Genomic DNA, 16,701 nt, shown 5'->3' on the forward strand with positions numbered 1-16,701 from the left:
GCCGCCGGGCCGGTTCGTGCGGCCCGGCGACGTCGCCGAGCGGGTGGCGCGCTGTCGCGTACTCGTCACCGGCGCATACCATCTGGCGGTTTTCGCGCTCAGCCAGGGGATCCCGGTCGTGGCCCTGACCTCGACCGAGTACTACGACGACAAATTCCTGGGCCTGGCCGAGATGTTCGGCGGCGGCGTCCGACTGATCCACCTCGACGACCCGGATCTGGGCGAGCTGCTCGCCGCGGCGGTGCGCGCGGCATGGGACGAGGCCGAGGAGGTCCGGGAACCGTTGCGGGCCGGCGCCGATGAGCAGGTCGCCGCGAGCAGGGCGGGCTTCGAGCGGTTGTTCGCGCTGCTGGAACGATCGCATATCGAGCATGGGTAGCTTCGGACTTCCGCCGCCGCAATCCCCGCCGCTGGATCCGGGCGGGGCGGGTGCGGGGGCGGGCGAACCGCCGCCGGGGAAGAGCCTCACCGGCAAGATCGGCCGGGTCGCCGCCGCATCGGCGGGCGCACTGATCTTCGGCGAACTGGTCTCCCTGGGGCAGACCGTCGCGCTCGCACGGTTGCTGAGCCCGGCCGAGGTCGGCGCTTTCGCCGCGGGCACCGTGCTCACCATGCTGCTGACGACCTTCGTGGAGGGCGGGCTGCGGTCGGGACTGGTGCAGCGGGAGAAGGAGGTCGCGGACGCCGCCGACACGGTCTTTCGCGCCTCGCTGCTGAACGGGCTGGTAGTTGGTCTGTTTGCGCTGGCCGCGGCCCCGGTCATCGGCACGGTGTTCCACGACGAGACCATCGGTCTCATCGCGGCGGCCACCTCGGGCTTCCTGCTGCTGTTCGCGCTGACCAACGTGCCCGAGGCGCTGTTGCAGCGCGAATTCAGCGTGCGGCGCAGAATCATTGTGGGCCCGGCGGTTTCGGTGAGCTTCTGCGCGGTGTCGGTGACGCTGGCCGCGCTGGGGTTCGGGGTCTGGAGTCTGGTGATCGGCACCTACGCCTCCTACGCGGTGTGGGTGCTCGCGGTGTGGTGGCTGGCGCGCTGGCGGCCCGGGCGCGGCCGCGCCTCGATGCGGATCTGGCGGGAGCTGGCGCGATTCGGATCCCCGGTGGTGGTGAACATGCTCGGGTCGCGGGTGCAGACCACCGTGGAGGCCGCGGTGGTGGGTCGCGGGCTCAGCGCCGCGGCACTCGGGCACTACCGGTACGGCCAGCGCATCGCCCAGATCCCGGTGCGCTTCATCGTGGAAGTCGGTGCGTTCTCGCTGTTTCCGGCCTTCTCCCGGATCGCCGAGGAACGGGACGCGCGGCGCCTGGCCGCCGCCTATCTGCGTGCCATCCGGCTCACCACGGCGGGCGCGGCCGCGCTGTGCGGGCTGATCGTCGCCGTGGGCGAGCCCGCGGTGGTCATCGTCTTCGGTGAGCGGTGGCGCGAGGCCGGGCTGGTCGTGGTCGCCATGGCGGGGCTGGGCCTGGGCAAGGCGTGGATGAGCGTGAGCGAGGAGGCCATCAAGGGCGCGGGCCGCACCGCACTGCTGAACTGGCAGACCGCGATCGAGCTCGTGCTGGGTATCGGGCTGCTGCTGGTTCTGGTGCGGCTGTACGGGCTCATCGGCGTCGGACTGGCGACCTCGGCCACCGCGCTGGTGGTCGGGGTGGTGGTGATCGGGCTGGCGCGCAACGTGATCGGCGTGCGGATCGGTGACCTGATCCGCGCGATCGGCCCGCCGCTGCCCGCCGCCGGTCTCGCCCTGGCCGCGACCTGGCTCCTCGAACACCGTGTGCTGCAAGCCGATACCCGTCCGCTGCTCACCGGGATCGGAGCCCTGCTGTTGGACGCGGTCGTGTTCGTGATCATCTACGCGCTCGTGCTGTGCGCCCTCGCGCCCGAGGCGCCGCGCGCGGTCCTGCGCCTGGCGGCCGCGCGCACCGGCCGGCGTAACGGCGCGTCGCCGGACGCGATATCCGTCGGTGCCGAGCCCCTAGCTTCCAGGGAGCCGAATTGAACAGTGCCACAGCAGTTCACCTCATGCGCATTCGCCGTCGCGCCTGGCTGGTGCTGGTGGTCACCGCGGCGGCGCTGGCGCTGGCGGCGGTCTCGGTTCGCGATCTGCAGCCCACGTACACCAATCGCATCGCCCTGACGGTCGGCTCGCCGAACCGCGCACCCGATCAGGACGCGGTGCTCTCGGTCGGGTACGCGCAGTACTTCGAGGATCCGGCGTATCAGTCCAAACTCAAAGCGGTGACCGGTGTTCCGGACGCGGTGAGTCTGCAGGCCCGCACGGTCGCCTCCAGCCCCATTTTGTTCATCGAGGCCACCGCCGCGACCGCGGGGACCGCGCTGGACGCGGCGCAGAAGGCGGGCGCGGCCTTCCGCGACGAGATCAACGCCAGTCTGCGCGCCGCCCAGGACGCGGCCATCGCGGCGGTGCGCAAACCGTTCGACGACATCCGGGCCGCCAACGGCGTGGTCAACGACGTGTCGCTGACCCAGATGCAGGACCAGATCAATCGCATCAACGCCGACACCTCCAACAAACTGATCGATCTGCAATTGAGTTCGGAGGTGGTGCGCACCGAACCCGTGCGCTGGCCGACCCTGCTCGGCTACGGCGTCGGCGGGTTGCTGCTCGGGGGCGTCGCGGCGCTCGTCGCCGGCGCGCTCTCCCGCCGGCTGCGCACCGCCGACGATGTCGAGCAGAAAGCCGGAGTGCCCGCGATCGCGGTGGTACCGGGGGATTCCCGGAAGCCGAGGGCGCGGGGCGGGTCCGATGCGCCGCGCGATCGCGCCCTCCGGCAGGTGGTGACCGCGGTGGGGCTGGCCGTGCCGGTGACCCGGGCCGCGGTGGCGTGCACCGCCCCCGACTCGACCCCCGGCGTGGAGACCGTGGCGCGCACCATCGCCCGGGAACGGGCGCGGCAGGGCGTGCGGACGATCCTGGTGCACGCGGATCTGCGGCATCCGCGCGGAATCGGCGTCGCGGAGCTGCTGGCGGGCCGCATCGGCATCGACGCCGTGCTCACCGCGACACCCATGCCGAATCTGCACGAGGTGTTCCCGGGCAGCACCGGTGAGGATCCGTTCACCGCGCTGAGCCGCGAACGCTTCGCCCGTCTGCTCGACGCGCTGCACGAGCGCGCGGACTTCGTGGTGATCATGGCGCCCCCGGTGCTCGAGGCCGTGGAGACGCAGGTGATCGCCGCGGCCGCCGGATCGACCGTGCTGATCCTGGACCGCGCCACCGCCCGGACCGGCCCGGCGCGCAAGGCGATCCGGGTACTGGCCGCGGTGGACGCCGCCGTGCTCGGTGCGGTGCTCATCGACGTGCGCGGCGAGGCGTCCGCGACCGAGCCGGGCGCAATCGCGCGCGTGCCCGCCATCGAGGCTCCGGCGATCACCGCCGGACGCGGTCCCGAGTAGTCGCGCCGCCGTGAACGGTCAACGCGCCCTCTGGGTTTCCACGAGCATGACCACGCGCGGCGGGGTGTCGGCCTTCGTCCGCGAGATGCGCACGACCCCGCTGTGGGAGCGCTGGCGCGTCGCGCACGTCGCCACCCATCGCGACGGCGGCCCGGCGGTCAAACTGTCCGCGTTCGCGGCCGGGCTGCTCGTGTACGCGTACCGGCTGCTGGTGCGCCGGCCCGCGGTGGTGCATCTGCACCTGTCCTCGTACGGCAGCTTCCCGCGCAAGTACCTGTTCGAACTGCTCGCGCGCGCGGTTCGCGTGCCGGTCGTGCTGCACGTGCACGGCTCGGACTTCCGGGTGTTCTACGACGAGGCGCGGGGACCGCTGCGCGCCGCCATCCGCGACGCGCTGCGCGGCGCCGCGGTCGTGATCGCGCTGGGCGAGTCCTGGGCTTTCGCGCTGCGCGGTATCGCACCGACCGCGCGAATCATCGTGGTGTCCAACGCGGTTCGAGCCCGCCCCGCGGTGCGCCAGCACACGGCCGCGCCGGTGCGGGTGCTGTTCCTGGGCGAGATCGGTGAGCGCAAAGGGACCTTCACGCTGCTGGAAGCCTGGCGCGCGGCCGCACTCGCGGGCCCGCTGCCCGCGCGGTTGATCGTGGCCGGGGACGGCGCGGTCGAGCGGGCGCGCGAACGGGTCGCCGAACTCGGCATCGCCGACAGCGTGGAGATCACCGGATGGGTTTCCCCGCAGGCGATTCCGGAGCTGCTGGCGGACTCGCAGGTGCTGGTGCTGCCCTCGCATCGGGAGGGACAGCCCATGGCGATCCTCGAGGCCATGGCCCGGGGACTGTGCGTGGTCACCAGCCCGGTGGGCGGAATACCGGATCTCGTCGACGAGCGCTGCGCGATCTCGGTGCCGCCGGGCGCGGTCGAACCGCTGTCCCGCGCGCTCATCCGGGTGATCGGGGACCACGCGCTGCGGGCGCGCCTGGGAGCGGCCGCCCGGGAGCGAATGCTGGCGGAATTCGACATCGACGTGGTGTGGCGGCGATTCGACGGCATCTACCGGGAGCTCACCTCATGACCCCGACTCCGATCCGGGTGCTCTACGTGGTGCCGGACCTGCGCGTCGGCGGGGCCGAACGGCACGTGACCACACTGCTGCCCCGGCTCGATCGCACGCGATTCGAGCCCGCGGCGGTGTGCATCGGCGAGGAGGGCGCGCTCTTCGGTGATCTGGCAGACGCGGGCGTGCCCGCCCGCGCCCTGGGCTATCGCAAGCGCCAGGCCGTGCCCGCGCTGCGCGCGCTCGTGCGGATCATGCGCGAGCAGCGGCCGCACGTGGTGATCACGCGCGGCTACAACGCCGAGGCGCTCGGCCGGATCGCGGCGCGCCTGGCCGGGGTCCCGGCTTCGGTCGTCTGGGTGCACAACCACGGTGACATCGAGCCGCGCGGGCGGATCCGGCCGCTGGTGGACCGGTTGCTCGACCGCGGCACCGCCGCCTACTTCGGGGTGGCGCGCGCTCAGGTCCGGTACATGGTGCGGGATCTGCATTACCCCGAGGCCAAGATTCGCGTCATTCACAACGGTGTCGACCCGGCGGCCTTCGACCCCGCCGACGACCGCCGGGCCGCGGCGGAACTCGGTGTCGCGCAGGGTGACGCGGTCGTCGGCATCGTGGCCGCCCTGCGCCCGGAGAAGGATCACGACACATTCCTGGCCGCCGCGAAGCTGGTGGTCCGCGAGCTGCCGACGGCCAAATTCCTGATCGTCGGCGACGGCCCCGCACGCGCGGAGATCGAAAGCCGGATAACGGAATCGGGGCTCACCGGGTACGTGCTGCTGACCGGCTCCCGCCCGGATGTCGCGGACCTGTTGCGCGCCATGGACGTCGTGGTCCTCAGTAGTCACAGCGTGGAGTGCTTCCCCATGGCCCTGCTCGAGGCCATGGCCGCGGGCAGGGCCGCGGTGTGCACGGCGGTCGGCGGCGTCCCCGAACTCGTGGTCGAGGGCGAGACCGGCTATCTGGTCCCGCCGCGCGATCCCGAACGCCTCGCCCGGCGGGTGCTCGACGTGCTCGCCGATCCCGAGGCCCGCAAGCGGATGGGCAGCGCCGCCCGCGACCGCGTTCACACGGAATTCAGTCTGCAGGCGAGCACCGCGGCGGCGGAGCGCGCTCTGGAAGAGGTGGTGCTGCGATGAGCGGACACATTCTGATCCTGGTCGAGAACCTCTCGGTGCCCTTCGATCGGCGGGTGTGGCAGGAGAGCCGCGCGCTGGTCGCGGCGGGCTACCGGGTGACCGTCATCTGCCCGATGGGCGCCAAGGCGGACCGCGAGCCCGAGGTCACCCTCGAGGGCGTGCGCATCCTGCGGTACCCGCTGCGCGCGGCCACCGGCGGCCCGGCCGGATACCTGCGCGAGTACTCCCTCGCGCTGTGGCACACCCTGCGCCTGGCGCTGCGGGTGCGCCGGGAGGGGCCGGTGCACGTCGTGCAGGCCTGTAATCCGCCGGATCTGCTGTTCCTGGTCGCGCTGGTATTGCGGGTCGGCGGAACGCGATTCGTGTTCGATCACCACGATCTGGTCCCCGAGCTGTTCCTGTCCCGGTTCACCGGCGGCAAGGGCGCGCTGTACCGGGCCTCGAAACTGCTCGAACGACTGACCTTCGCCTTCGCGGACGCGGTCATCTCCACCAACGAGAGCTACCGGCGCGCCGCCATCGACCGCGGCGGCATGGCCCCCGACCGCGTGCGGGTCGTACGCAGCGCGCCGGACCTGTCCCGGTTCGTGCCGCGCCCGCCCGATCCCGCGCTCAAGCGCGGAAAGCGGTATCTGGGAGCGTATCTCGGGGTGATGGGACCGCAGGACGGCGTCGACTACGCGCTGCGGGCGGTCGCGTACCTGCGTGACACCCTCGGCCGCGACGACACCCACTTCGTATTCATGGGCGGGGGAGACGCTTTCGAGGATCTCGTGGCGCTGTCCAAGGAACTCGGGGTGGCGGACATCGTGGAGTTCACCGGCCGGGTGCCGGACGAGTTCGTGCAGACCTGCCTGTCGACCGCCGATGTCTGCCTGTCGCCGGATCCGAAGAATCCGCTCAACGACGTCTCGACCATGAACAAGGTCGTGGAATACATGGCCATGTCCCGGCCGCTGGTCTCCTTCGATTTGATCGAGGCGCGGGTCTCGGCGGGCGCGGCCGCGGTGTACGTCCCGGACAACGACGAGGCCGGGTTCGCCGCGGCGATCGGCGCCCTGCTGGACGACCCGGACCGGCGCGCGCGCATGGGCGCCCTCGGGCGCGAACGGGTAGAACGCGAACTGTCCTGGGACACTTCCCGAGAGAATCTGGTGGACTTCTACGCCGGGGTGTTCCGCACCTCGGTGCCCCCGATTCGGGGCTGATCCGCGGCGGCGGTCTCGAGCTTGCGGGCCCGGATCGCCGCCCGGCGCTCCCGGCCCGCGGCGAGCGGATCCCGCGGTGTGCCGCGCTCGAGGCGGTCGGCCGCCCCGACCGCGGCCCCGATCAGCGCGAAGACCATCGTGCTCGGATAGTCGAACAGGCGCAGATCCACGAAGAGCCCGGCCAGCGCCAGTGACAGGAACGCGGTGACGGCGATGAAAGCCAGTGGGCGGCCGGTGATCCCGGCCGGCGGCAGGCGCAGGTACGCCGTGATCAGCCGGTGGGCGAGCAGAACCAGCACCGTCAACCACAGCAGCAGGCCGATGATGCCGAGTTCGGCCAGGATGCCCAGCTCGGTCTCGTGCGCGGGGATACCCAAACCGCGCTCCCACGGCGTGTCGGGCGACCACTGCTGGTGCCGGTAGGTGTTGACCTGCACGAAACGGCCCAGACCCCAGCCGCTCCAGGGCTTTTCGAGAAAAGCCCAGACCGCGGTGGCATTGGCGTTGAGCCGGTCGTAGACCTCGTTGGTGGAGGTCACCCCGCCCGATGTCCGGTCCGAGCTGGTGAAGTCGGTCCAGTTCATGGCGATGATCGACACCGTGCCCAGCGCGGTGACCACGAAGCCGGTGCGATAGCCCTTGCCCAGCACCATGCCCAGCACCACGACCACGGCGAAATCGAGCCAGATGGAACGGGTGTGGGTGAGGAACACCGCGTAGGCGCACGCCGCGGCGATCACCGCGAGCAGGACGCGCTGCGCGCGGGAGCGCCGCTCGGAGCCGATCAGGACCAGCGCCAGCACGTACCCGGCGATCAGGATGAGCCCGTTGACCTCCGGTTGATTCGGCAGCCCCACCGCGCGTTCGGGCCAGGCGGGCGCGAGCACGATGTAGCGCGGCCACACCAGCGCCCGCGGCCCGTGGAACTGCAGGATGCTCACCAGCGCCGAGTACGCGCTGCACGCCAGCAGGGTCAGCAGCAGGAAGCGCAACGACTCGCGCGTGCGAAAGATGATGCGCGAGATCAGGTAGGTGGCGAACGGGATGCCGGTGCCGATGATCAGATACCGCCACAGGTCCAGCTCCTGACCCGACAGCGGGTACAGGATGGGGCGGTACTCGTGCTCCTGCACGATCGAATTGACGTTCCACAGCAGATACAGCGCCATCGCGCACTCGATCGCCCCGAGGGACACGCGGCGGTCGGGGCGGCCGCGAATCCAGGCCACCGTCGCGATGAGCAGCCCGCCGAACGCCAGGATGAAGGGATCGGTGGTGGGCAGGATCTTCGGAATCGCCGGGCGCAGGAAGGTCGCCACGATCAGGAAGACGAAGGCCCAGCGCGGATCGCGCAACCCGGCGATCACGAGCGCCGCGGCCACCGCGCCCGCCGCCGCGACGGTGCCGACGCCGCCGGGGGCCCGGCCCGATACCGCGATCATGGCGACCAGCGCCACCGCCATCGCCACGGCCGGTACAGCCCAGCGGCGCAGCAGGTCCGGCCACCGCGCCGCGGCCGCCCGCGCGCTGAACCGGGCGCGTCGCCGCGGCGGGACCGTGGGGCCGGGATGCTCCTCGGACCGTGTCGTCTCGGACCGCGTTGTCACGGGGCGGCCCCGGCCCGTTTGCGCGGCGACGACCGCGGCGCTCGGGTGTCGATCAGCACCGCGCCCAGCACCTGCGCGCCCACCTGATTCACGGCCCGCACGGCCTCGCGGACCTCGTCGACCCGGGTGCGCCCGCGCTCGATGACCAGGATGGTCAGATCCGCCAGGTCGGCCACGATCTGCGCCTCGGGCGCCGCGGTGATGGGCGGCAGGGCCAGCACCACCGTGTCCGCGGCGGCGGCGACCGAATCGAGCAGGGCGCGAACGCGTTCGCGATCGAAGAGCGGATAGGGATCGGGACTCGTCGCGCCCGCGGCGATCTCGGCGAAGCCGTCGGGAGCGTGCGTGGTGACCAGCTCCCTGGCGTCGGGCACCCAGCCGCGCAGATACTCGGCGAGGCCGCGCTCGGGGCGTGGAATGAATTCGGTCGCCTGCGGATCGGCACTCGGCCGGACGGGGCCGACGAGCCCGTCGTCGGTTCGGGTCCCGGCGTTCTGGCCGGATGCGGCCGTCGGCTCGGAGGTGTCGGTGCGCGGCGCACCGGGCGCGCGGCGCAGGTTCGCGTTGACGAACACCGTCGGAGTGCCCTGGGCGGCACGGTGTTCGGCGATCGACCGCGCCAGCTCGTCGCCACCGGCGCCCGCCGAGATCGGTATCACCGCGATCGAGGTGGAAGCGGGCGTCCCGGCGCGCGCGACGAGGTTGGCCACGTGCCGCAGCGCCACCGCGCGGCGGGCGTCGCGTTCGGGGGTGCCGCCGGGCGGGATCACCTCGAACGGGCGGACCCCCGTCTTCTCCACCACGTCGTACTCGGTGTGCAGCCGCCGGGTGGCCGCACCGGCGATCAGCGCCGCCACGCAGCCCAGCAGCAGCCCGCCGACGAGACCGGTGGCCAGACCGCGCGCGCGGCCCGGTCCGGTGGCGGTCACACCCGCGCCGGACTGCAACACCGTGAGGTGGTTGGAGGAGTCGGCGTTGAGCCGGTCGATCTCCTGCTGCAATTGGATCTGGGCGCTGAAGGCGTTGGGATCGTTGGCCGCGAGCCGGTCGCCCCACACCTTCATCATGGCGGCGGTCATATCGGCGGCGGTCTCGGTCCGGCTCGCGTCCAGGCGGCCGTTGACGTCGTCGACGAACAATTGCGCGACGGTGGGCGCGGCCGCCTTGGCCACCGCGGGCGTGGCGGCGGTGACCTGGATGTAGAACAGCGGGCTCGCGGTGACGAATTCGGCCGAGAAGCCGGTGATGCCGGCCGGGAACCCGGTCTTCTGCGCCAGATTCGACTGGTACGAGGGATCGTTGAGAAAGTACGTGTAGCCCTGGGCCAGGATCGCGTCCTGGGTGGGCGGGCGCGTCGAGGCGGCCGAGACCAGGACCCGGCTGGTGTAGGTGGTGCTCTTGCCGTGCGAGGCGGCGTACGCCCCGCAGGTCACCAGGATCGCGATGACCAGCACCAGCCAGCGGCGCTGCCGAATGCGGTCGAGCAGCACGTACAGCGTGCCGGGCGTATGTGTTTCGGTGGTGGGCGCGGGTGCGCCGGCGTCCGGGATCGCTGTCATCGGTGATCGACCTCCACCACGACCCGCGTGGGATCGGCCAGCGCGCTGACCCGGAAGCCCACCTGCGGGGTCGTCAGACCCAGGAACACCTGGGTCACCCCGCGCACGGTGCCCGCGTACCTGATCTGGCCGATCGCGGTCAGCGTGGGATCGGTGAGCGTCTCCGGACCCGCGAAGGGCGGCACCCCGGAGACGAAAGGACTGGCCGCCTCGCGAACCAGCACTTCGATGACGGTCCGGCCGTCCACCGGATACACCTGCTGGGTGCTGTTCTGGATCGCCTGGTTCACGTAGTGCACCGCCCAGCCCGGGGTGGCCGCGCCGGTGAACTCCAGGACGACCCGATCCGCGGAATCGCCGCGCGCGGCGGAGATTCCGGTGAGGCCGATGCCCACCGCCGCCGGATCCGGCGTGCGATTCTTGGCCGCGAACTCGTCGACCGCCGCGGTGGTCACCGGAACCTGGCCGGGGCCGGGGCCGGAACCGGTATCGCAGCCCGCGAGCAGTCCGGCCGCCAGCAGCGTCGACGCCAGGGCGGTAAGGCGGCGGGCGGTGCGGCGAAAGTCGCTGTCCCCGGGCCGATATCGCCGGCGCGCGTTCCGCTCGTGCTCGTACCGTTCGTGCGCCCGAGGAACCCGCACCGGCACACCCCCTCCACTCATGTCGGCCGGCGTTCCACCGGAATCGCCGGCTGCCGCCACGTCTCGGCGTGCTCGACCACCGCGGTTTTCAGCTTGCCGCTGGGTGGTCGCGGCAGCCGCTCGAGCACGCTGACCGACACCTGTTGACCCGGGCCGAACTGCCGCGCGACATTGCGCCGTGCGTGCGCCGCGGTCCGGGTCGCCGAAAAGCCGTCACCGGGTACCACTCTCAGCTCGAAGACCCCGGGCCGCAACTGGGCGATCTGGGCCTCGCGCAATCCACTCAGATCGTCGACCACGCTCGACGGCAGCGGCAGCGGGCGGCCGTCGGCCGCGGTGAAGGTGTCCTCCACCCGGCCGTCGACGACCCCGAGCAGCGGAAACGCGCGCCCGCACGGGCACGGCGCCGGTGCGGCCGGGCGCACCTCGTCCCCGGTGCGATAGCGCAGCAGCGGAAAACCACTGTTCTGCAACGAGGTTCCCACCAGCTCCCAGCGCGAATCCGAGCCGGGCACCGGCAGCAGTTCGACGATGCCGTAGTGCGGGAACACGTGGTAGCCGCCGTGCTCGCAGGTGCCCGCCATGGCCACCCGCTCGGTCTGGCCGTAGTGATCGACGATGGGCGCGTCGAACACCTCGCGCATGAGGGTGCGCTGTCCCGGGGCCATCATCTCCGAGGAGGTGATGACCGCGCGCACCGGAACGCGCAGTCCGCGATCGCGCAGCAGCGCCGCCAGCAGCGCGATGCTCGACGGCCAGCCCTCCACGACGTCGGGCCGGAACCGGCGGATCTCCCCGGCGATGAGATCCACCCGTTCGGGGGTCAGGTGGTAGCTCGACACCAGCAGCTGGCGTGCGCCCCGCATGCCGAGTGCGGGACCGTGCCCTGGGCCGTGCGCGAATCCACTGCCGCGCAGCACGATTCGACGAGCGTTCGCCGGAACGCCGAACCAGCTCCACTGCTGCTCCAGCATGGCGAGCTCGAAGACCGCGGAATCGACGGTGCGATAGCACCGGATCGGCACCCCGGAGGTGCCGCTGGAGCGGGCCGGCCACATGAGCCAGCGCGGGCGGGTGGCGAAATCGGCTGCTCGTGCGGCCAATTCATCGCGCGAGATCAGCGGGAGCCGAGGCAGGTCGGCGAGAGTGCGAATGGAGGACGGATCGATGTCGTTGGCGCGGAAGTGTTCCCGGTAGAACGGTGAGCGCGCGGCGGCCAACCGCACCAGATGACGCAGCCTGCGCTCCTGGAACGCCGCGATTCCCGCCGCGTCGTCGTGCTCGAGCTTTCCCAGCGTGCGCCGCAGCGCACGATGGCGCGGATGTGCGCGCCTGAGCCGGTACTTCAGACCCCCGCCGGCACTCGGCAAACTCATCGTGTTCAGCAACCCCCCAGCCGTTTTCCCGTGCGGGTATACGGCCTCGACATCGTCACCCCCGACGGCGATGGGCACGGGACCATCGCGTGCTGCACCGCACGATGATAACTCGAACGAATCACGGAATACATTGGTATAAAGCTAAATAGCGGTTGCGACGATCCCTGGTGGGGTGCAGTGTGGACGAGCGGTACCGGCGAACAGCGAACGACGACGGCCCGATGACGGGCGGCAGCGCGGGGGTCAGCGTATTCGGCCTGGGCTATGTGGGATGCGTGTCCGCGGCCTGTCTGGCCGCGCGCGGGAATCAGGTCATCGGGGTGGATGTCAACCCGCAGAAGACCGAGTTCATCCGGCAGGGGCGCACACCGGTGGTCGAGGAGCGCATCGGGGAGCTCATCGCGAGCGTGGTGGCCCGCGGGCAGCTGTCGGTGACCGAGGATGTGGCGAAAGCGGTTCTGGCGACCGACATCTCGATCGTGTGCGTGGGCACGCCGTCGGCGCCCGGCGGCGGCCTGTCCACCGAGTATCTGGAACGGGTGAGCGCGGAGATCGGCGCGGCGCTGGCGGTCAAGGCCGGCTGGCACGTCGTCGCCTATCGCAGCACCATGGTCCCGGGCACCTGCGTGGGCACCCTGATTCCCGTGCTGGAGCGCGCTTCGGGCAAACGCGCCGGGGTCGACTTCGGGGTGAGCGTGAATCCCGAGTTCCTGCGTGAGGGCAGCAGCGTCCGCGACTTCGAGAATCCGCCCAAAACCGTTGTCGGGGAATCGGATGAGCGCACCGGCGCGGAGATGATGAGCCTGTACGAGGGCCTGCCCGGGCCGCGCTTCCGGGTGCCGCTCGACGTGGCCGAGATGACCAAGTACGTGGACAACAGCTTTCACGCGCTCAAGGTCACCTTCGGCAACGAGATCGGCGCGCTGTGCGCCCGGCTCGGGCTGGATTCGCACGCGGTGATGGACATCTTCCTGGCCGACACCAAACTCAACATCAGCCCGGCCTACCTGCGCCCCGGATTCGCCTTCGGCGGCTCCTGCCTCCCCAAGGACGTGCGGGCGCTGACCCACACCGCGCGCAGGCACGATCTGGAGCTGCCGGTGCTGGCGAACGTGCTCGCCTCCAACGAGACCCAGTTGCGCCGCGCGGTCGATCTGGTCATCGAGCTGGGCCGACGGCGGGTCGGCATCTTCGGGCTGTCCTTCAAATCCGGGACCGACGATCTGCGCGAGTCGCCCATGGTGGAGTTCGCCGAACGACTCCTGGGCAAGGGCTACGACGTCCGCATCTACGACGCGAATGTGGCGCTGTCCCGGCTCATGGGCGCGAACCGGGCGTTCATCGAGGAACGCCTGCCGCATATCGGCGACCTGCTCACCGACGACATCGCCACCGTCGTCGCGCACGGCGAGATCTTCATCGCCGGCACCGCCGAACCGGCGGTGGTGGCCGCCATCGACGGCCTCGGCCCGGATCGGACCGTCATCGACCTCGTGCGGCTGCCCGGCGCCGCGCAACGACGCCTGCGGCCGGGATATGTGGGTATCGGATGGTAGGGCCGAAGGGGTTGGCACGGTGGAATCGATCGTTCCCGAGTTCAGTTTTCTGACCACCGCGTATCGAACCGAGGACGTGCTGGCCGACACCATCGAATCGGTTCTGGCGCAGACGATTCCGGACTGGGAACTGGTGGTCGTCGACAACGGCATGTCCGAGGCGATCGCGGACATCGTGTCCGGCTACGCGGCGCGCGATGCGCGAATTCACCTGATACGGCAGGAGAACAGGGGCTACGACGGCGGGGTGATGGCGGCCGCGGCGGGTGCGACCGGCCGCTATTTTGTGGTGCTGGACAGCGACGACCAGGTTGTGCCCACCTACTGCGAGGTGCTGCGCGCGGCCTTCGCGGCGGACCCCGGCATCGACGCCATCGGTTGCGACGCCTACCGATTCGACGACTCGGGCGCGGATCTGCCCGTCGGCTACTACCGCTCGACCAACGTGAAACGGCGGCCCGATCCGGCGCACCGGCTCACCCTGACCGATCTGCTCGGCGGACTGGTGCCGTACTACACCGCGGCCATCCGGCGCGAGGTGTGGGAGGCCGTGGGCGGCTACGACCGCGGCGGTGAGGAGCTGCACGAATCGGTCGTCATCTGGATTCGCATGGTGCGCGATCACGACATCCGGATCCTGCCGCAGCGCCTGGCCCGCTTCCGGCTGCGCAGCGACTCCATGACCCGGGACCCGGCCAAGGTCGAGGCGTTCATGACCGAGCTGGAGCGTTCCTTCGCCTGGGCAGCGCCGCAGGGTCCGGGCGAGCGCGCCGCGCTGGACCGGACGCTGCGCACCTTCCGGTACTGGGAGGCGCTGCGCAAGGCGCAGGGGGCGTTCCTGGCACACGATGATCGCGGGGCACGGGGGTTCGCGCGCGAGGCTTTCCGCCAGCGCCGCACCGCGCGCGCGGGCGCGATCATCGTGTCGGTCAGCCTGTTTCCGGGCGTGCTGCGGCGCGTGCACCCGCTCAAACAGCAGGTCTCCGAGCGGGTCGCGCACACCGCGGGCCGGTTCGTGACCGCCGTGAAGCGGTGACCGCCGGGGAACCGGAGGAACCGGCGGCGCCCGCCACCGGATTGCGCGCGGTCCTGCGGCGCGGGGCGGCGCTCTCGGCCGCCGGGGTGGGCGCGGTGCAGCTCATCGCGCTGGCGCAGACCCTGGTGCTCGCCCGGCTGCTCACCCCGGCCGAGGTCGGTGTCTTCACCGCGGGCACGGTCCTGACCGCCATCGTGGTCGTGTTCTCGCACAGCTCGCTGAGCCACGCGCTGATCCAGCGCCGCACCGAGCTGTCCGACGCGGCCGAGACCGTGTTCTGGGTGACCCTGGGATCGGGCGCGGCGCTGGCCGGACTGCTGGTGCTGACCGCGCCGGTGCTGTCGGCGATCTTCCGGGACGATCGGGTCGGGACGGTCGCCGCGGTATCCGCGGGCACGGTGGTGCTCACCTCGCTGCTGGCGGTGCCGGACGCGTTGCTGCAGCGCTCCTTCCGGTTCGAGCGCCGGGTCATCGTGGATCCCGCCAACGCCATCGCCTTCGCCACGGTGTCGATCACGCTGGCCGCCTGCGGTTTCGGTGTGTGGGCGCTGGTGGCGGGCTACTACGCGGCGGTGCTGGCCGCGGTGGTGGCGTCGTGGTGGCTGTGCGGGTGGCGGCCGCTACGCGGGCGCTTCCGGCTCCGATTGTGGCGTGAGCTGGCCGGATTCGCGGCCCCGCTGCTGATCGAGAGCCTGGTGGAACGGGCCGTCGAGGTCACCGAAGTGGTGCTGGTGGGGCACCGGCTGGACAGCGCCGCGCTCGGCAACTATCGCAACGGGCGGCGGCTCGCGTTCCTGCCGGTGCAGGCGATCGTCCAGATCTGTTCGTACGTGCTGTTTCCCGCGTTCTCGAGCATCGCGGGCGAGCCCGAGCGCTTCGCCCGGGGTTTCCGCGGCGCCCTGCGCTGGATGTGGCTGGCCGTGGTCCCGGCCTCGGCGCTGTCGGCGGTGCTGGGCGCACCCCTGGTCGTGCTGCTGCTCGGCGAGCCGTGGCGGGGTGCGGGAATTCTGGTGCAGGCCATGGCCGGGGTCGGCATCGGGTACGCGCTGATGTCGGTGAGCGCCGAGGCGCTCAAGGGCGCGGGGCGACCGCATCTGATCAACGGCATGACCGGGGCCGGTGCGGTCACCGCGATTCCGCTGCTGGTGCTGCTGCTGCCGCACGGCCTGGCGGGCGTGGGCCTGGCGCTGTCGGCGTCCGCGCTGCTCACCGGAATCACCGGACTGCTGCTCTCGCGTAGCGTCGTCGGGGTGACCCCGGGTGAACTCGGGCGCATCCTGCTGCCGCCGGTCGTGGCCGGGGTCGTCGCGGCCGCGGTCACCGCGGTCCTCGAGTACGCGGTGCTGCGCGCGGGGGACCGGGGCGTGGCCGCGGGTCTGGCGCTGGTGACGGTGGAGGTGATCGTGTTCGCGACAGCGTTCGCGGCTGTGCTGCAGGTGATCTCGCCCGCCACGCTGCGCCCGGTGTGGGCCGCGGCGCGGCGGTCGTGACGCCGCCGCTGCGCCGCCGGAGCGTGCGGGCGGGGGTGGCGCTGCTCCTGCTGGCAGCGTTCGTCGCCGCCGGCATACCGGTGTACGTGCGGCCGCAGATCGATCCGCTGCGGCACGCGGACGCCATCGTGGTGCTCGGCGGCGAGGGCATCGACAGGTACGCCTACGGCATGGAACTGGCGCGGCGGGGCTACGCGGCCACGGTGCTGTTCTCCAATCCGTACGGGCCCGACACCGAACTCGACGAGGTGCGCGAACCGTGTCGCACCCCGCCCCGGGACTTCACCCTCGAATGTTTCGCGCCCGATCCGCCGACCACACTCGGCGAGGGCCGCGCCCTGGCGCGCACGGCACGCGAGCGCGGCTGGCACACGGTCATCGTGGTGACGATGCGGCCGCATCTGTCGCGGGCGCGCTACATCCTGGCGCGGTGCTTTCCCGGTGAGTTGATCATGGTGGACAGCCCGCTGGATATCTCACCGGCCTATTGGGCGTGGTCGTACGTCTACCAAACCGTCGGTTACGCACGGGCTTTCCTCTCGGACGGGTGCTGATTCCCGCGAGCGGCAGGGTGTATCGCACGCGGGTGCCGAGCCCGGTGGGTGGCCGGCCCGGGT

General features: G+C 71.4%; 14 protein-coding genes. 10 read left to right on the forward strand and 4 right to left on the reverse strand.

The features are described 5' to 3' along the window. The 6 genes from ABZ319_RS23155 to ABZ319_RS23180 form a co-directional block, all read left to right on the forward strand. Window positions 1–379: polysaccharide pyruvyl transferase family protein (locus ABZ319_RS23155; RefSeq protein WP_354988544.1), on the forward strand; the 379-nt coding region annotated here is incomplete at its 5' end. Then, entirely contained in the window at window positions 372–1,997 is a 1,626-nt protein-coding gene (locus ABZ319_RS23160; protein WP_354988545.1) for an oligosaccharide flippase family protein, read from the forward strand. The genes ABZ319_RS23155 and ABZ319_RS23160, both read left to right, overlap by 8 nt. A 23-nt stretch (window positions 1,998–2,020) precedes the next feature. Continuing rightward, window positions 2,021–3,415, forward strand: coding sequence for a hypothetical protein (locus ABZ319_RS23165; protein ID WP_354988546.1), 1,395 nt, complete (start codon window positions 2,021–2,023; stop codon window positions 3,413–3,415). Window positions 3,416–3,461: 46 nt separating this feature from the next. After that, window positions 3,462–4,487 (forward strand): glycosyltransferase family 4 protein, encoded by a 1,026-nt coding sequence (locus ABZ319_RS23170; protein ID WP_354988547.1) that lies wholly within the window; start codon window positions 3,462–3,464, stop codon window positions 4,485–4,487. Beyond that, a complete protein-coding gene (locus ABZ319_RS23175) occupies window positions 4,484–5,608 on the forward strand; it encodes a glycosyltransferase (protein WP_354988548.1) in 1,125 nt (374 codons plus the stop codon). The genes ABZ319_RS23170 and ABZ319_RS23175 overlap by 4 nt, the downstream gene beginning before the upstream one ends. Continuing rightward, window positions 5,605–6,816 (forward strand): glycosyltransferase family 4 protein, encoded by a 1,212-nt coding sequence (locus ABZ319_RS23180; protein ID WP_354988549.1) that lies wholly within the window; start codon window positions 5,605–5,607, stop codon window positions 6,814–6,816. The genes ABZ319_RS23175 and ABZ319_RS23180 overlap by 4 nt, the downstream gene beginning before the upstream one ends. On the opposite strand, the gene ABZ319_RS23185 is transcribed toward ABZ319_RS23180, so the two are convergent. The 4 genes from ABZ319_RS23185 to ABZ319_RS23200 are packed head-to-tail and all read right to left on the reverse strand — an operon-like array spanning window position 6,771 to window position 11,999. After that, on the reverse strand, window positions 6,771–8,423 hold the full coding sequence (locus ABZ319_RS23185; RefSeq protein ID WP_354988550.1) for an O-antigen ligase family protein: 1,653 nt from the start codon (window positions 8,421–8,423) through the stop codon (window positions 6,771–6,773). The genes ABZ319_RS23180 and ABZ319_RS23185 overlap by 46 nt on opposite strands. Next, window positions 8,420–9,982, reverse strand: a complete 1,563-nt coding sequence (locus tag ABZ319_RS23190) for a hypothetical protein (protein WP_354988551.1) — start codon at window positions 9,980–9,982, stop codon at window positions 8,420–8,422. The genes ABZ319_RS23185 and ABZ319_RS23190 overlap by 4 nt, the downstream gene beginning before the upstream one ends. Next, window positions 9,979–10,644, reverse strand: coding sequence for a hypothetical protein (locus tag ABZ319_RS23195; RefSeq protein WP_354988552.1), 666 nt, complete (start codon window positions 10,642–10,644; stop codon window positions 9,979–9,981). Before ABZ319_RS23195 ends, ABZ319_RS23190 begins: the two co-directional genes overlap by 4 nt. After that, window positions 10,641–11,999, reverse strand: a complete 1,359-nt coding sequence (locus ABZ319_RS23200; protein ID WP_354988553.1) for an AMP-binding protein — start codon at window positions 11,997–11,999, stop codon at window positions 10,641–10,643. The genes ABZ319_RS23195 and ABZ319_RS23200 overlap by 4 nt, the downstream gene beginning before the upstream one ends. Before the next feature lie 224 nt (window positions 12,000–12,223). Here ABZ319_RS23200 and ABZ319_RS23205 point away from each other — a divergent pair, with 224 nt between their 5' ends. The 4 genes from ABZ319_RS23205 to ABZ319_RS23220 are packed head-to-tail and all read left to right on the forward strand — an operon-like array spanning window position 12,224 to window position 16,638. After that, a complete protein-coding gene (locus ABZ319_RS23205; protein WP_354988554.1) occupies window positions 12,224–13,558 on the forward strand; it encodes a nucleotide sugar dehydrogenase in 1,335 nt (444 codons plus the stop codon). 19 nt (window positions 13,559–13,577) lie between these two features. Further along, window positions 13,578–14,594 (forward strand): glycosyltransferase family A protein, encoded by a 1,017-nt coding sequence (locus ABZ319_RS23210; RefSeq protein WP_354988555.1) that lies wholly within the window; start codon window positions 13,578–13,580, stop codon window positions 14,592–14,594. Next, the gene (locus ABZ319_RS23215; protein WP_354988556.1) at window positions 14,591–16,084 is read left to right on the forward strand and encodes a lipopolysaccharide biosynthesis protein; all 1,494 of its coding nucleotides are present in this window, start codon (window positions 14,591–14,593) and stop codon (window positions 16,082–16,084) included. The genes ABZ319_RS23210 and ABZ319_RS23215 overlap by 4 nt, the downstream gene beginning before the upstream one ends. Then, window positions 16,081–16,638: a YdcF family protein gene (locus tag ABZ319_RS23220; protein WP_354988557.1), complete on the forward strand. Its 558-nt coding sequence runs from the start codon at window positions 16,081–16,083 to the stop codon at window positions 16,636–16,638. The genes ABZ319_RS23215 and ABZ319_RS23220 overlap by 4 nt, the downstream gene beginning before the upstream one ends. The last annotated feature ends 63 nt before the right edge of the window (window positions 16,639–16,701 follow it).

Source organism: Nocardia sp. NPDC005978 (genome assembly GCF_040614455.1).
Taxonomy (GTDB): Bacteria; Actinomycetota; Actinomycetes; order Mycobacteriales; family Mycobacteriaceae; genus Nocardia.

Coding starts and splice junctions, on each gene's coding strand:
- ABZ319_RS23175 (WP_354988548.1), top strand. CDS start 4,484: ATGACCCCGACTCCGATCCGGGTGCTCTACGTGGTGCCGGACCTGCGC.
- ABZ319_RS23190 (WP_354988551.1), bottom strand. CDS start 9,982: ATGACAGCGATCCCGGACGCCGGCGCACCCGCGCCCACCACCGAAACA.
- ABZ319_RS23195 (WP_354988552.1), bottom strand. CDS start 10,644: ATGAGTGGAGGGGGTGTGCCGGTGCGGGTTCCTCGGGCGCACGAACGG.
- ABZ319_RS23200 (WP_354988553.1), bottom strand. CDS start 11,999: ATGAGTTTGCCGAGTGCCGGCGGGGGTCTGAAGTACCGGCTCAGGCGC.
- ABZ319_RS23165 (WP_354988546.1), top strand. CDS start 2,021: ATGCGCATTCGCCGTCGCGCCTGGCTGGTGCTGGTGGTCACCGCGGCG.
- ABZ319_RS23205 (WP_354988554.1), top strand. CDS start 12,224: ATGACGGGCGGCAGCGCGGGGGTCAGCGTATTCGGCCTGGGCTATGTG.
- ABZ319_RS23170 (WP_354988547.1), top strand. CDS start 3,462: ATGACCACGCGCGGCGGGGTGTCGGCCTTCGTCCGCGAGATGCGCACG.
- ABZ319_RS23160 (WP_354988545.1), top strand. CDS start 372: ATGGGTAGCTTCGGACTTCCGCCGCCGCAATCCCCGCCGCTGGATCCG.
- ABZ319_RS23180 (WP_354988549.1), top strand. CDS start 5,605: ATGAGCGGACACATTCTGATCCTGGTCGAGAACCTCTCGGTGCCCTTC.